This is a genomic window from Pseudenterobacter timonensis (assembly GCF_900021175.1).
GTDB lineage: Bacteria > Pseudomonadota > Gammaproteobacteria > Enterobacterales > Enterobacteriaceae > Enterobacter > Enterobacter timonensis.
This window is the reverse complement of the sequence record NZ_FCOP01000007.1, coordinates 92,831-108,275: the sequence shown is the minus strand read 5'-3', so window position 1 is coordinate 108,275 and position 15,445 is coordinate 92,831. Positions and strand designations below refer to the sequence as shown.

Below are 15,445 nucleotides of genomic sequence, written 5' to 3'. Positions count from 1 at the left end.
GGTGAACCCATGAGTTCGTTATATCAGTCTATGGTCGCTGTCATTGAGCAGTCCATCACGCCGCTGGCGGGCAAGCTCGGGCAACAAAAGTACGTTATCGCTATCCGCGACGGTTTTACCGCCGCGCTGCCGTTTATGATCATCGGCTCGTTTATGCTGGTCTTTATTTTTCCCCCCTTCTCGGCGGAAACCACCAACAGCTTCGCCCGCGGCTGGCTCGATTTCTCCGAGACCTACCGCGAGCAGCTGATGCTGCCGTTTAACCTCAGCATGGGGGTAATGACCTTCTTTATTTCGGTGGGGATTGGCGCTTCGCTTGGCCGCCAGTTTAACCTCGACCCGGTGATGTCCGGCCTGCTGGCCTTTATGGCGTTTCTGCTGGTCGCCGCGCCGTATGCCGACGGCAAAATCTCCACCCAGTACCTCTCCGGCCAGGGGATTTTCACCGCGCTGATCACCGCGATTTACTCTACCCGCGTTTACGCCTGGCTGAAGCAGCACAACGTCACCATCCGTCTGCCGAAAGAGGTGCCGACCGGCGTGGCGCGCTCTTTTGAGATCCTTATTCCGGTGATGGTGGTAATCGGCACGCTGCACCCGCTGAACCTGTTTATCGAAGCACAGACCGGCATGATTATCCCGCAGGCGATTATGCATCTGCTGGAGCCGCTGGTTTCCGCCTCCGACTCCCTGCCCGCGATCCTGCTCTCGGTTCTGCTGTGCCAGATTTTCTGGTTCGCCGGCATTCACGGCTCGCTGATTGTTACCGGCATCATGAACCCGTTCTGGATGGCGAACCTCTCTGCCAACCAGGCGGCGCTGGCGGCGGGTAGCGTGCTGCCGCACGTCTATCTGCAGGGTTTCTGGGATCACTACCTGCTGATTGGCGGCGTCGGCTCCACCCTGCCGCTGGCGTTCCTGCTGCTGCGCAGCCGCGCCACCCATCTGCGCACCATCGGCAAAATGGGCATTGTGCCGAGCTTCTTTAATATCAACGAACCGATTCTGTTCGGCGCGCCAATCATCATGAACCCGATGCTCTTTATCCCGTTTGTCTTTGTACCGCTGATTAACGCCGTTCTCGCTTACGCTGCCACCCGTCTCGGCTGGCTGGCGCAGGTGGTGTCGCTGACGCCGTGGACTACCCCTGCCCCCATCGGCGCCTCCTGGGCGGCAAACTGGGCGTTCAGTCCTGTGGTGATGTGTGTTATCTGTATGGTGATGTCGGCATTAATTTATTTACCGTTCCTGCGCGCCTACGAACGTTCTTTGATGAAAACCGAAGAGCAGAAAGCGCAAGCGACCGTCGGCGCCGTGGAAACCGTTAGCAATTAAGTCAAAGAGGAAGACGTATGTACTATTCATTTCCCGATAATTTCTGGTGGGGAAGCGCCAGCTCGGCGCTGCAAACCGAGGGCGCACGTGAGGGGGAGACCACATGGGATCACTGGTTCTCCCGGGAGCCGAACCGTTTTCATAACGGCGTGGGGCCGCAGCAGACCTCCACGTTCTATGAGCACTGGAAAACGGATATCGCCTTGCTGAAGCAGTTGAACCATAACAGCTTCCGCACCTCCATTAGCTGGGCGCGCCTTATCCCCGACGGTATCGGCGAAGTGAATCCGCAGGCGGTGACCTTTTACAACCAGGTGATCGACGAATTGCTGGCGCAGGGGATTACGCCGTTTATCAACCTCTTCCACTTTGATATGCCGATGGCGATGCAGGAAATCGGCGGCTGGGAGAACCGTGAGGTGGTGGCGGCCTACGCCCGCTACGCGCAGATCTGCTTTGAGCTGTTTGGCGATCGCGTGAACCACTGGTTCACCTTCAACGAGCCAATCGTGCCGGTGGAAGGCGGGTATCTGTATGATTTTCACTATCCGAACGTGGTCGATTTTCGCCGCGCGGCGACGGTGGCCTATCATACCGTGCTGGCTCACGCTGAGGCGGTGCGCGCGTTCCGCGCCGGCAACCACGCCGGTGAAATCGGTATCGTGCTGAATCTCACCCCCTCCTATCCGCGCTCGCAGAATCCGGCAGATCTGAAGGCTGCGCATATCGCCGACCTGATGTTCAACCGCAGCTTCCTCGATCCGGTGCTGAAAGGCGAATACCCGCAGGATCTGGTCGCGCTGTTAAAATCGTACGACCAGCTTCCCGCCTGCCAGCCGGGAGACAGTGAGCTGATTGCGCAAGGGAAAATCGACCTGCTGGGCATTAACTACTATCAGCCGCGTCGCGTGAAGTGTCGTGACAGCGCGGTAAATCCAGACGCGCCGTTTATGCCGGAGTGGTTTTTCGACAGCTATGAGATGCCGGGGCGCAAAATGAACCCGTACCGCGGCTGGGAAATTTACGAGCCGGGTATTTACGATATTCTCGTTAATCTGCGCGACAATTACGCCAACCCACGCTGTTTTATTTCAGAAAATGGAATGGGTGTCGAAAATGAGCAGCGCTTTATTGAAAATGGACAGATTAACGATCAATACCGTATCGACTTTATTTCCGAACATCTTAAATGGCTGCATAAAGGTATTAGCGAGGGCTGTAATTGTCTCGGTTACCATATGTGGACATTTATAGATAACTGGTCATGGTGCAATGCGTATAAAAATCGCTATGGCTTTGTCCAGCTCGATTTAGCCACGCAACAACGCACCATTAAAAAGAGCGGGGAGTGGTTTGCCGCTACCGCACAAAATAATGGGTTTACCAGAGAGTAACTAATAATGATCGCACTCGAAGATGCCGTAATGGAGATCATCGTCAATGCCGGTCAGTCGCGCAGCCTGTGCTTTGAAGCACTGCACGCTGCGCGGCAGGGCGATTTTGACGAAGCGAAAAACCTGCTGCGCGAAGCCGATGGCTACGCGCGCCAGGCGCACCATATGCAAACCAAACTGATTGAGCAGGACGCGGGTGAAGCGCGCCAGCCGATGACATTAATTATGGTCCACGCCCAGGACCATTTAATGAACTCTCTGCTGGCCCGTGAATTATCCGAAGAAATTATCCATCTCTATCAGCGATAATATCAGGAGATATTCTTACGTTAATTTAAAGCCTCTGTACCTATAAAATAAAAAAATCAACTTGTTCTGATGATAGCGACATATTCTGTCAGATCGGAGCTGGGTGGTTATTGTCTGAATAATACGTAAATAAATATTGAGATAACCATGAATATGATTAAAAAACTTCCATTAACAATGGCGGTTATCGCCACGCTTTGCCCGATTTCTGTACTCGCACAAGAATTTACTCAGGAGCAAATCGACGCCATTGTGGCCAGAGCGGTGGATAAAGCGCTGGCGGAACGCCAGGCTAAAATGGATGCGGCGCAGGCCAAAAAAGTGGATGTTATCACCGATCCACAAACCCCCGCGCAGTCGCCCGATATGGCGATCCCATTCGGGATTAAATTTACCGGTTACGCCCGCTATGGCGCCCATTTCCAGGCGGGCGACCAGAAATATGTTGGCGTGGATGGCTCCTACAACGGCGCCTCGGCGATTGGTCGTCTGGGTAACGAGAGCAACGGCGGCGAATTTCAGCTTTCCAAAGCCTTTAAGGGCGATAACGGCGCTATCTGGGACGTCAACGTGATGATCGACCACTGGGGCGACGAGGTGAACCTCAAAAAGGCCTACGCAGGGGTGACCAATATTCTGGCCTCCAACCCGAACGCCTATCTGTGGGCGGGGCGTGACTTCCACCAGCGTCCGCAACAGGGCATCAACGACTACTTCTGGATGAACCACGACGGCCAGGGCGCCGGGGTGAAAAACTTCGATATCGGCGGCGTGAAGTTTGACGTGGCGGCCGTGGCGGCGGTGGAATCCTGTAGCCCGGAAGTGATGGAGGATGAGGCGAACCCGTCGCGCATCACCTGTACCGGCGGCTCCGGCACCGGCGACAAGGGCAACTACGCCGCCACCTCCAAAATCCACGGCATGAAGCTTGGCCCGCTGGATCTGGAGCTGTACGCCAACTACGGCTTCGACTCGAAAGGGGTGGATAGTGACGATCGCATGAAGGCCTGGCAGGGCGGCGTGGTGCTGAGCCATACCAACGACAGCGGCGTAAACAAGGTGATTGCCCGCTACTCCGATAACTCGGACAACAGCGTCTACAACAAAACCGAGGGGCTGACCACGGTCTACGCCAGCTTCGAAGGACTGTACAAGTTCACGCCGCAGACGCAGGTCGAGTATCTCCTCGCCTTCCACGACTACGATAACAGCGACGACAATACCGATAACCGCAAGAACTACAACGCGATTGTGCGCCCGATGCACTGGTGGAACGACGTTCACTCTACCTGGCTGGAGGCGGGCTGGCAGCATGTAGATTATGACAACGGCGGCGATAACAAAGGCTGGAAGCTGACGCTCTCCCAGAACATCTCCATTGCCATGGGGCCGGAGTTCCGCCCGATGCTGCGCTTCTACGTCACCGGCGGCAAGGTGGATAACGAACGCACCGCGCGCGTGAACGGTACCGATGACGAAACGCTGGACGATTTCAACGTCGGCGCGATGTGGGAAGCCTGGTTCTGATATAGCGCCGTTTGTTTCGCCCGGCGGCGCTGCGCTTGCACGGGCCTACAAGGTTTTGTGGGCCGGGTAAGCGTAGCGCCACCCGGCAACACCCGTGCGACCAACCCATATCTGGTAGGCCGGGTAAGCGCAGCGCCACCCGGCAACACCCATGCAACCAACCCATATCTGGTAGCCCGGATAAGCGCAGCGCCACCCGGCAACACCCGTGCGACCAACCCATATCTGGTAGGCCGGGTAAGCGCAGCGCCACCCGGCTGGCTCCCATGTTATGCTACAAAAAAATTGTCATAACAGGGGAGAGCATGGGTTCCACACGTAAAGGGATGTTGAACGTCCTTATCGCCGCCGTTTTGTGGGGCAGTTCCGGGGTTTGCGCGCAGTACATCATGGAGAAAAGCCATATCTCTTCGCCTTACCTGACCATGGTCCGCCTGCTCTTTTCCGGCGTGATCCTGTTGACCTTATCCTTCGTCCACGGCGACAGGATTTTCTCGGTCATCAAAAATCGCAAGGACGCCATCAGCCTGCTGATTTTTTCTCTGGTGGGGGCGCTCACCGTACAGCTCACCTTCCTGCTGACGATTGAAAAATCCAACGCCGCGACCGCCACCGTACTGCAATTTCTCTCCCCGACGATCATCGTGGCGTGGTTTGCGCTGGCGCGGAAAAAACGTCCCGGCATATTTGTCCTTTCTGCGATTTTGACGTCGCTTGTCGGCACCTTCTTGCTGGTGACCCACGGCGACCCGACCTCGCTCTCCATCTCGCCTGCCGCGCTCTTCTTCGGGATCGCCTCGGCGTTTGCCGCCGCGTTTTATACCACCTACCCCTCTGCGCTTATCGCCCGTTACGGCACGTTGCCGATTGTCGGCTGGAGCATGCTGCTGGCGGGGCTGATGCTCACGCCATTCTATGCCGGGCGCGGCACCACGTTCGTTATTGATGGCGGCCTGCTGCTGGCCTTTTTCTATTTTGTGGTGATTGGCACGGCGCTGACCTTCAGTCTCTATCTGAAAGGGGCGCAAATGATTGGCGGGCCAAAGGCGAGCATTTTGAGCTGCGCCGAGCCGCTGAGCAGCGCACTCTTATCGGTGCTCCTGCTTGGCGTGGCGTTTACCCTCCCGGACTGGCTGGGGACGCTGCTGATTGTGTCGTCGGTGGTGTTGATTTCACTCGATTCACGCAGACGGGTTCAGACATCGGCGTAGGCTGCTGCCCCTCACCCTAACCCTCTCCCCATAGGGGAGAGGGGACGGCCTGGTGCGGTCTTTTCTCCCTCGCCCCTTTGGGGAGAGGGGACGGCCTGGTGCGATCTTTTCTCCCTCGCCCCATTGGGGAGAGGGGACGGCTCGGTGCGATCTTTTCTCCCTCGCCCCATAGGGGAGAGGGGACGGCTCGGTGCGATCTTTTCTCCCTCGCCCCTTTCGGGAGAGGGGACGGCCTGGTGCGATCTTTTCTCCCTCGCCCCTTTGGGGAGAGGGGACGGCTCGGTGCGATCTTTTCTCCCTCGCCCCATTGGGGAGAGGGGACGGCTCGGTGCGATCTTTTCTCCCTCGCCCCATTGGGGAGAGGGGACGGCTCGGTGCGATCTTTTCTCCCTCGCCCCTTTGGGGAGAGGGCCGGGGTGAGGGGTAATGACTACTTAGCTTTAACCTTCCCCGCCACCAGCAGCGCAGTCAGCAGCATCAGCGTGCCGGAGATCACCAGCGGCGAGGTCAGCCCCAGGTGGTCAATCGCGATACCACCCACCGCCGCGCCGCAGGTGTTCGCCAGCTGAATAACCGCTACCTGAATCGACCCGGCTTTTTCCGCCTGATCCGCCAGCGACCGGGTGATCCAGGTGGACCAGCCTACCGGCACCAGCGCGAAGGCAAAGCCCCAGATCACCGCCACGGCAGACGCGATCCATTTATCGCTTCCCCACAGCATCAGCACGACGGCGCTTAACGCCAGCACCAGCGGCGCGCCCGCCAGGGCGAGCTTCAGCGAACGTTTCAGAAACTGCGCGGAAAGCGAGGTGCCGACGAAGCTGGCGATACCAAAGCTCAGCAGCACCAGCGTCAGGCCATCCACGTCGAAACCCGCCATGGTTGTGAAGATCGGGCGGATATAGGTAAAGAAGGCAAACTGCCCGGCAAAGGCCATAAAGATGGCGCTCATCCCCGCCAGCACGCCGGGGCGCTTCAGGAGACTGAACATATTCTGCTTGTGATGCGCCGCCTCGCCCGGCAGAGAGGGGAGCGCCTTCCAGACCCAGAGAATGCAGAGGAAACCCATCACCGCCGCCGCGTTAAAAACGTTACGCCAGCCGATAATCCCGCCGAGGAAGCTGCCGAGCGGCGCGGCGATCACCAGCGCAATAGAGACCGCGCCAAAGATAACCGAGAGCGCTTTCGGTACGGTGCGCGCCGGCACCAGTCGCATGGTCAGCGAAGCGGACATCGCCCAGAAGCCGCCCAGCCCTAACCCCAGGCAGGCACGCCCCAGCAGCAGCAGGGCAAAGCTGTTGGCAAAGGAGACCAGCAGGCAGGAGAGGGTCAGCAGCCCGGCAAAAAGGATCACCACCCTGCGGCGATCGGTAGCCCCAATCGCCTGCGTGATAAAGAGGCTGGAAAACATGGCGACAAAGGCGGTAACCGTCACCGACTGGCCTGCCACCCCCTCAGAAAGACCGAGATCCTGCGCCATGGGCGTCAGCAGGCTGACCGGCAGAAATTCAACGGTAATCAGGCAGGCGACGCAAAACGCCACAGAAAAAACAGCCGACCAGTTGGGACGGGTCACCTCTTTGATCTGTGGCGTGGGCGTAGTCTGAATATGTTCTGTCATGGCATCACCTGATGATAAAAACGCGCGGAAAAGTCGCGCAGTTTATCATCAAAAGTGTGACGAATTTAACGTTTCGACAACTTTTGCAGTTTTTTAATGCCGGGCGGCGCTGCGCTTGCACCGGCCTACGGGGCTTGCAGGCCCGGTAAGCGAAGCGCCGCCGGGCGAAATCACCCGCGCGCCTTAAGGGCAGCAGTCGCCAACCCCACGATCCACTCCTGGTGGCCGTTAATCATCGGGTTCGGCACGGTACGCGCCAGCTCCTGCGCCGGTACGCCTTTCTGCGACTCCTGGGTCAGGATGCGTACGCGGTTGCCCGGCAGATCCTCAAACAGCCAGGCGTGAATCACATCCAGACGGGTATGGGCATCCCCTTCCACCCAGCCATGCCAGGCGATGCGCGCCGCTTCACCCTCTGTCGGCGGAACATACTCCGTCACCTGTGCTTCAACCGGGAAGCCGAAGGTGGTGAAGCGGAACCGGGCATTCGCATGAAGTAACGGGCCGCTACCGTCGTGGAAACGGATATCTTCGGCATTGCTGTAGTAGGCGGGCCAAAGAGAAGTATCGTTAAGCTGCGTCCAAATCTCCCGGGCGGTCAGCCCGGCGACAATGATTTCGTTAGATGCGAAATTATCGGTGGTGCCTGGCAGATAATCGTTCGGCCAGATAATGGCGGATTGTTTCATGGTTCACCTCATCGTTGTGGATGAGGTAAGGATGCGCGCAGGAGTGATATAAATCTAATGGCGATGATTTATACTCTTCATCACAATACGTGATATCAGTGCAGGTAAAATACTCCCTCGTCCGGCAGGAAAAGCGGGTTGTAACGCTGCTGGAAAGCGTACAGCTCCTGCGGATCCGGCTCCATCTCGCGCATAAAGCCGAGCGCGAGGCGGACCTGCGCATCGGTGATCGGTGCCGCGAGACGCGCCTTACGCAGCAGGCGATGCCAGGTTTGCAGATTATTTTCGCTGCCGTCCACGATACAGACCTGCCAGATAAGCAGCACCTGCGCGGCATTTTGCAGATGGGCTTCGTCCGGGCGTTCAAGGTAGCGAATAAACTCGTGACCGGCGGTTTTGCCAAACTGGTCGATCATTGACTCTATCGGCAAAGAGGTGATCCCCAGACGCTCGCTTAATCTTTTAATCGCCCGGCGGGAATCGGACGTCAGCACGCGAAATCCAACAACAAACACCACGGCAAGCGTAGCTAACATGATCCAGACCATGAGTTCTCCTTTTTTGAGGGATTCATGATATCGGGAAACGCGGCGTTGTCGACAGTCAACGGTGCACTATAAGTGAACAGAAAAAAGGTGGCATAACGATATGAAAGCGGATATCCGCACGCTGGATCTGAATTTGCTGAAAACGCTTGATGCACTGCTGGACGAGCGCAGCGTCACCCGCGCGGCGGCGCGTCTCTCCCTCACCCAGCCCGCGGTCAGCGGCATGCTCAACCGTCTGCGCGACTATTTCGACGATCCGCTGTTTATTCACGCCCCGCACGGCATCGTCCCCACGGCGCGCGCGCAGGCGCTTGCCGCGCCGGTGAAGCGTATCCTTGCGGAGATAGACCTGCTGCTACAGCCCGTCACCTTCGATCCGCTAACGACCCGGCTGACCTTTACCATCGCCGCCACCGACTATGCGCTGCGGGCGGTCGTCGTTCCCTTTATCGCCGCCCTTAAGCTTCGGGCGCCCGACATCCGCGTGCGGGTGGTCCCGGTGGAGCCTGAGCGCTTACTCTCCCGGCTTGAACAGGGCAGTGTCGATCTCGCCCTCCTGACGCCGCACACCACCCCTGAAGAGTTGCACAGCCGCGCGCTCTACGATGAACGCTACGTCTGCATGATGCGCGCCGATCACCCGGATGCGGGCGCGCCCCTCTCGCTGGATCGCTTTTGCGCGCTGGAGCACGTGCTGGTCTCGTATGAAGGGGAGAGTTTTCACGGCGTGACGGACGATGCGCTGGCTGACAGAGGCCGCGAGCGCCGCGTCGGGCTATCGGTCAGCAGTTTTCTGGTTCTGCCGGAAGTGCTGGCTATCAGCGATATGATTGCCGTGGTGCCGGAGCGCATGGCGGAAAACCGCCCGGAAATGTTTGTCTGCGAAACGCCGCTGCCGGTGCCGGGCTTTACCAAAAGCATGGCCTGGCACGGAAGAGCGCACCGCCATCCCGCGCAGGCGTGGCTGCGCGGGTTGTTGCTGGAGACCAGTCAGCGGGCCTGAAGCCCTTTCAGCAGCGCCTCGTGGAAGCGTGCAGGATCCTGCATCTGCGGCGCGTGGCCCATGTCGTTAAACTCGACCAGCGTGGCGTGCGGAATACGTTTCGCCGTCTCTTTGCCCAGCACCGCGTAATTGCCAAGCGTTTTGCGGATCTCCGGTGGCGCCAGGTCTTTACCGATGGCGGTGTTGTCCTTCGTGCCGATCATCAATAATACCGGCATTTTCAGCTCGCTAAATTCGTAGACAACCGGCTGGGTGTAGATCATGTCGTAGAGCAGCGCCGAGTTCCAGGCGACGCGCTCTTTACCCGGGCCGTTGTTCAGCCCCGCCAGCATAGTGACCCAGCGCTCATATTCCGGCTTCCACTCCCCCGCATAGTAGGTATTTTTTTCATACTGGCGAATGCCGTCAGCGCTCACTTTCAGCTCCCGCTGGTACCATTTATCGACGGTAATATGCGGCACGCCGCGCGCTTTCCAGTCCTCCAGCCCGATGGGGTTGACCATTACCAGCTGCTCCACCTGCTGTGGCCACATCAGCGCGTAGCGGGTCGCCAGCATGCCGCCAGTGGAGTGGCCGATTACCGTCACCCGATCGACGCCCAGCTTTGCCAGCAAGGCGTGGGTATTGTCCGCCAGCTGCTGGAAAGTGTACTGATAATGCTCCGGCTTGGTGGATTTACAGAAGCCAATCTGATCGGGCGCCACCACGCGATAACCGCTGGCGGAGAGCGCGCGAATGGTGCCGTCCCAGGTACCTGCGCAGAAGTTCTTACCATGCATCAGCACCACGGTACGGCCGTTGGGTTTTTCCGGCTTCACGTCGAGATACGCCATATCCAGCGACTGATTTTGCGAGGTAAAGGTGAAGTGCTCCACCGGCCAGCCGTAGTCGAAACCTTCCAGCTTCTCGCCGTAGGTAGGAGCATCCGCAGCGATCGCGGGGGAGGCCAGCGCCATCAGCAGCGCAAGGCAGGACAATCGTCGGGTCAACATGCAAGCTCTCCGTTAGCAAAGGGGTTAAGGCTGCACGAAAGGCGGCAGCAAAAAACACTGTAGAGCATGGAGAGCGGCGGGTGTGTAAAGCGGGGTAAAGGTCGCGCTTACCCTGCGATAAGCGCGTTGTTCGCGGTACTGTTCAGAGAATGCCGGTCGTCACCGTAAACGAGCGGGTTTCCTGCGGCGCGAGCTGGATCAGGCTGCCGTTGCGCCGGGCGGCCAAAAATCCTTCCGGGCGACAGGTGGCGGGCAGCGCGAAGGCGGCCACCTGCTGATCGCCGTTATAGAGGATCCAGCGGGTGGCGTAGTTCAGCTCGCTGCTTGAGAAACGGGTGACGAAGGTGACGCCATCGGGGGCGATCATCTGAAATTCCGGGCGGTCCGTGTAGCGATCGAGCCGGTCGGTAAAAAAGACAATCTCCGGATCGTAATAGTGCGGTTCCGTCAGGGAGTTGAGCGTTGCTTCGCCCTCCCGCAGGCGCTGGTTGAAGGCGAGCCATTGTTCGGTAGGAATAACGTGCGCAGGCACCGTCTCGCGCAGCGCGATCGCCTCTTCCGGCACGTTCTGCGTGAAGGTGGCGCCCGGCACATACGCGTAGTTCATATGGCACATATACTGGAGCGGCATCGCCACCGAGGCCAGGTTGGTGACCGCCATCGCGATATCAAACAGGGCGCTGTTCTGATGCAGAGTGACCGTGGGCCGCGCCTCATAGTGATGACCGAAGCCCATCACATACTCGTAGCGGCCGGCCACCCGCAGGCTGTTGCCCTCCAGCTCCAGCCACGCCGCGTCCATCGGCGCACAGGCCATTTCGCCGTGCAGCGGATGGTTATCTTCCGGTGACGGGCAGCCGTTCGCCAGCAGACCGGAGTGAAAGGCGAAGCAGCCGTAGGTTTCCACCACCTCTTTCGCTGGCTTCGGCTGGCTGAACATGTTGCGCATCGTCAGGTCGTGACCGTCAAACTGCGCATCCCAGATCATCTGCCCAAGCCAGGGCAGAATAACCAGATATCCGCGGCTATTCTGCACCCGCAGCCCCTCCACGCCGCTGGCGTAGCGAAAGGCGGTGACGGTGAAATGGTCATTCTCCAGTAGGGTGCGCGGCTGTTCGCCGAACAGGTCGCGCCAGAGCGTTATTTGCGTCATCTCTCTTCTCCTTATGAGGCGGTAGCGGCGGTCAGCTCGCGGCGCACCTTGCTTTCACGCCAGAAGTAGATGCCCACGTAGACGAAACAGAGCATCGATACGAGGAAGGAGGTCTGCAGCGAGTGGAACATATCCGCCACGTAACCCTGCACCGCCGGGACGACCGCCGCGCCGACAATCGCCATCACGATCACCGCGCCTGCCATCTCCGTGTGTTCGTTGTCGACCGTATCCAGCGTGCGGGCATAAATGGTCGCCCAGCATGGGCCAAACAGCACGCTCACCAGCACCGCCACGTAGACCACGCTAAAGCCCGGCGCCAGCGCCACGTAAGCGAGGAACAGCGCGCCAATGATGGAGTAGAGGATCAGCACTTTTTCCGGGTTGAAGCGGGTCATCAGGATGTTGGCGATAAACTTGCCGATAAAGAAGCAGGCGAAGCTGTAGACCATAAAGGTAGAGGCGTCGCGTTCGTTGATATCGCCCATCTCCAGCGCCAGGCGGATGGTGAACGACCAGACCGCCACTTGCATCCCCACATAGAGGAACTGCGCCACGATACCGCGGCGAAAACGGGCGTTAGACGCCAGATAGCGCAGGGTATCCATTGCGGAGGGGCGTTTGTGCTGCGGGGTTTGCGCCACTTTGCAGGTGGGGAAGCGGGTGAGCAGGAACAGCACCATCACCACGACCAGCACCATAATCATGTACTTGTAAGGTTCGAGCGTGTTCTCCAGCATCAGGATTTTGAACTGGTGGATCTGCTCAGCGTTCATTCCGGCCATCTGTTTTTCCAGGCTATCACCTTCGGAAAAGACCAGATATTTACCCAGCAGAATGCCCGAGGCTGCGCCGATGGGATAAAAAGTCTGGCTGATATTGAGACGCAGCGTGGCGTAGGCTTTCGGGCCAATCATCGAGCTATAGGTATTGGCCGCCGTCTCCAGGAAGCTCAGGCCAATGGCGATGGCGAAAATCGCCGCCAGAAACATGGTGTAGGTGGCCATGTGCGAGGCGGGGAAAAAGAGGGTACAGCCGACGATATAGAGCGTCAGCCCCGTTAAAATCGCCACCTTATAGCTGCTTTTTTTAATGACCAGCGAGGCGGGAATGGCGATCAGGAAATAGCCGCCGTAAAAGGCGCTTTGCACCAGCGCGGAGGCAAAGTTGCTTAGCGCAAATACGCTTTTAAATTGCGTAATTAAAATATCATTTAATGCGGCGGCGCATCCCCATAACGGGAATAAACAGGATAACAAAATAAACTGGAACAGAGGGGTTTTATTCAGATAGCCGTCCGGCATCTGAATGATGTTTTTATCGTTCATAGTGCTACCTTTTATTATGTAGGGTGTTATTCGTTCAATGCGAGAAACTCATTGAATTGCTCGATGCTGGGGTAAGAGGATTGCGTGCCTTTACCGGTCACGCTGAAGGCGGCGAAAAGGGCCGCTTTTTTCATGGCGGCTTCGACATCGCCGCTCTGCACGTAGTAGTGGGCAAAGCAGCCGATAAAGGCATCCCCCGCGCCGCTGGTATCCACCGCGCTGACCTTAAACGCCGGGACGTGAACCTGCTGGTCGCGCGTCATCCACAGCGCCCCTTTTTCGCCCATGGTGACGATAATATTGTTAAGCCCTTTATCCACCAGCGAACGGGCGGCGATGCAGATATTGTCGTAATTATTGACCGGCAGGCCGGTTAATATTTCCAGCTCGGTTTCGTTAGGAACAAAGAAATCGCATTTACAGGCATAGGTCATATCCAGTTCCCGCAGCGCCGGCGCCGGATTTAATAACACCTGAATGCCATGTTTTTTACCAAACTCAATGGCGTGATAAACCGTCTCCAGCTGCACTTCGAGCTGTAAAACAATAAGCTGACATTTTTTCAAATCTTCCGCCGCGCGGTCGATATCCTCCGGCGAGAGAAATTTATTCGCCCCTTTGACAATTAAAATGCTGTTGCTGGAGTTAGCGTTGACGAAAATCGGCGCCACACCGCTGCTGGTGCAGGGCACTTTTTCCACGTAGCGGGTATTAATGCCCCAGGATTCCAGGTTGCGGATGGTGTTATCGGCGAAGATATCGTCGCCCACCTTTGTCAGCATCATCACCTTTGAGTTGAGCTTGGCTGCCGCCACCGCCTGGTTTGCCCCTTTGCCGCCGCAGCCGATTTTAAAGGCCGGCGCTTCCAGCGTTTCGCCCTCTTTAGGCATCTGGTTGATATAGGTGATGAGATCTACCATGTTGGAGCCGATGACCGCGATATCCATGTTCACTACCTCTCTGAAACAATCTTATAACAATGATATTATCGTAACATTATCATGTTATTTTAGTATCATTTGTGATTGCGATCGCGATTAAGGGATCATCATGTTGATTCTTTTATCACCGCATCGCTTATCTCCCCGATGGCTTTATCGCTACGAAAATTGCTATAAATAGCTGAAATAAAGTGATTTAACGATTAAAAGCGCGACCGGGACAGCTTTCTTTTCTCGCGGCGCGGCAGTATAGTAGACGTCACAAAAAATGTTACTCACGGAACATGTGTGTGTCGCGAGCGGAGAAGGTGAATGGAGACGAAACAGAAAGAGCGCATCCGGCGGCTGGTTGAATTGCTGAAAAAAACCGATCGTATTCATCTGAAAGAGGCCGCGAGAATGCTGGAGGTCTCGGTGATGACCATCCGCCGCGACTTAAGCCCCGATAACCATGACCAGGCGCTGCCCCTTACCCTGCTCGGCGGCTATATTGTGATGGTCAACAAGCCCGCCCTGTCGCCCGTCGTGCCGCCTGTGCGCAGCCAGACGCATCGCCCGGACGATATGGCCGTCGCCATCCTCGCCGCCGGGATGGTGGCGGAAAACGATCTGGTTTTTTTTGATAACGGGCCGGAGATGGCGCTGGTTATCAGTATGATCCCCGATGATATTACCTTTACCGGCATCTGCTATTCGCACCGGGTCTTTATGGCGCTCAATGAAAAGCCTAACGCCACCGTGATCCTGTGCGGCGGCACCTATCGTGCCAAAAGCGACGCCTTTTACGATACCAGCAACACCTCCATGCTCGACTCGCTGAACCCGCGCAAAGTCTTTATCTCCGCCAGCGGCGTGCACGAACAATATGGCGTTACCTGGTTTAATCTCGACGACCTCGCCACCAAGCGCAAAGCGATGCAGCACGGCATCCGCAAGATCCTGCTGGCACGTTACGCCCTGTTTGATGAGGTCGCTCCTGCCAACATCGCGCCGCTCTCGGCCTTTGATATCCTGGTGAGCGACCGTCCGTTACCGGCAGACTACGCTGCCCACTGCCGGAACGGCTCCGTAAAGGTCATCACCCCGGAGGGGGGTGACGAGTAGTTACTCGAAAAAGACGGCAATTTTATTGAACATGGCGGGATCTGACTGGTTACGCACCACTTTCGTTACATCTTCCAGCTTGTCGATCTGCGCCATCATCTGTTCCAGACGCTGGTCATCATTTACTAATAGCCAGATGCGGCTCTGATCGCTCCCCAGGATCGGCAGGCAGAGGATCCCCTCCACGTTAAACGCCCGGCGGGCAAAGAGCCCGCAGACGTGGGTCATGACGCCGGGGTGGTTACGTACGGTGAGTTCCAGAATGACGTTATCGTGTTGTTTCTGCATGG

The 15,445-nt window shown here is 57.4% G+C and carries 15 protein-coding genes; 7 read left to right on the top strand and 8 right to left on the bottom strand.

Annotation, left to right across the window (positions count from 1 at the left end; genetic code table 11):
• The first annotated feature begins 9 nt into the window (after positions 1-9).
• The 5 genes from BN3796_RS01525 to BN3796_RS01505 all read left to right on the top strand — a co-directional run bounded on the left by BN3796_RS01525 (position 10) and on the right by BN3796_RS01505 (position 5,776).
• Positions 10-1,335, top strand: a complete 1,326-nt coding sequence (locus BN3796_RS01525; RefSeq protein ID WP_061706687.1) for a PTS sugar transporter subunit IIC — start codon at positions 10-12, stop codon at positions 1,333-1,335.
• A 17-nt stretch (positions 1,336-1,352) separates the two neighbouring features.
• On the top strand, positions 1,353-2,729 hold the full coding sequence (locus BN3796_RS01520) for a glycoside hydrolase family 1 protein (RefSeq protein WP_061706686.1): 1,377 nt from the start codon (positions 1,353-1,355) through the stop codon (positions 2,727-2,729).
• A 6-nt stretch (positions 2,730-2,735) separates the two neighbouring features.
• Positions 2,736-3,038 carry a PTS lactose/cellobiose transporter subunit IIA gene (locus BN3796_RS01515; RefSeq protein WP_073885040.1) on the top strand — a complete coding sequence of 101 codons (303 nt, stop codon included), beginning with the start codon at positions 2,736-2,738 and terminating at the stop codon, positions 3,036-3,038.
• 147 nt (positions 3,039-3,185) lie between these two features.
• Complete coding sequence (locus tag BN3796_RS01510; RefSeq protein ID WP_061706684.1) at positions 3,186-4,565, top strand: carbohydrate porin; 1,380 nt, start codon at positions 3,186-3,188, stop codon at positions 4,563-4,565.
• A 305-nt stretch (positions 4,566-4,870) separates the two neighbouring features.
• Positions 4,871-5,776, top strand: coding sequence for an EamA family transporter (locus BN3796_RS01505; protein WP_061706683.1), 906 nt, complete (start codon positions 4,871-4,873; stop codon positions 5,774-5,776).
• A 430-nt stretch (positions 5,777-6,206) separates the two neighbouring features.
• Here BN3796_RS01505 and nepI read toward each other — a convergent pair whose 3' ends face one another.
• From nepI to BN3796_RS01490, 3 genes are all read right to left on the bottom strand, one after another.
• Positions 6,207-7,397 carry a purine ribonucleoside efflux pump NepI gene (gene nepI / locus BN3796_RS01500; protein ID WP_061706682.1) on the bottom strand — a complete coding sequence of 397 codons (1,191 nt, stop codon included), beginning with the start codon at positions 7,395-7,397 and terminating at the stop codon, positions 6,207-6,209.
• Positions 7,398-7,567: 170 nt separating this feature from the next.
• On the bottom strand, positions 7,568-8,086 hold the full coding sequence (locus BN3796_RS01495) for an SRPBCC domain-containing protein (protein WP_061706681.1): 519 nt from the start codon (positions 8,084-8,086) through the stop codon (positions 7,568-7,570).
• A 95-nt stretch (positions 8,087-8,181) separates the two neighbouring features.
• A complete protein-coding gene (locus BN3796_RS01490; protein ID WP_061706680.1) occupies positions 8,182-8,634 on the bottom strand; it encodes a DUF1198 domain-containing protein in 453 nt (150 codons plus the stop codon).
• A gap of 100 nt (positions 8,635-8,734) precedes the next feature.
• Here BN3796_RS01490 and BN3796_RS01485 point away from each other — a divergent pair, with 100 nt between their 5' ends.
• Complete coding sequence (locus BN3796_RS01485; protein WP_061706679.1) at positions 8,735-9,637, top strand: LysR family transcriptional regulator; 903 nt, start codon at positions 8,735-8,737, stop codon at positions 9,635-9,637.
• Here the strand turns inward: BN3796_RS01485 and BN3796_RS01480 are convergent.
• The 4 genes from BN3796_RS01480 to rbsK form a co-directional block, all read right to left on the bottom strand.
• Positions 9,625-10,629, bottom strand: a complete 1,005-nt coding sequence (locus BN3796_RS01480; RefSeq protein WP_061706678.1) for an alpha/beta fold hydrolase — start codon at positions 10,627-10,629, stop codon at positions 9,625-9,627. The genes BN3796_RS01485 and BN3796_RS01480 overlap by 13 nt on opposite strands.
• 142 nt (positions 10,630-10,771) lie before the next feature.
• A complete protein-coding gene (locus BN3796_RS01475) occupies positions 10,772-11,782 on the bottom strand; it encodes an aldose 1-epimerase family protein (RefSeq protein ID WP_061706677.1) in 1,011 nt (336 codons plus the stop codon).
• A gap of 11 nt (positions 11,783-11,793) precedes the next feature.
• Positions 11,794-13,110 carry an L-fucose:H+ symporter permease gene (gene fucP, locus BN3796_RS01470; RefSeq protein WP_061706676.1) on the bottom strand — a complete coding sequence of 439 codons (1,317 nt, stop codon included), beginning with the start codon at positions 13,108-13,110 and terminating at the stop codon, positions 11,794-11,796.
• Positions 13,111-13,136: 26 nt separating this feature from the next.
• Positions 13,137-14,057: a ribokinase gene (gene rbsK / locus BN3796_RS01465; protein WP_061706675.1), complete on the bottom strand. Its 921-nt coding sequence runs from the start codon at positions 14,055-14,057 to the stop codon at positions 13,137-13,139.
• Between the two features lie 306 nt (positions 14,058-14,363).
• On the opposite strand from rbsK, the gene BN3796_RS01460 reads away from it, so the two are divergent.
• On the top strand, positions 14,364-15,155 hold the full coding sequence (locus tag BN3796_RS01460; RefSeq protein ID WP_061706674.1) for a DeoR family transcriptional regulator: 792 nt from the start codon (positions 14,364-14,366) through the stop codon (positions 15,153-15,155).
• On the opposite strand, the gene ilvN is transcribed toward BN3796_RS01460, so the two are convergent.
• Complete coding sequence (gene ilvN / locus BN3796_RS01455; protein WP_061706673.1) at positions 15,156-15,443, bottom strand: acetolactate synthase small subunit; 288 nt, start codon at positions 15,441-15,443, stop codon at positions 15,156-15,158.
• Between the last annotated feature and the right edge of the window lie 2 nt (positions 15,444-15,445).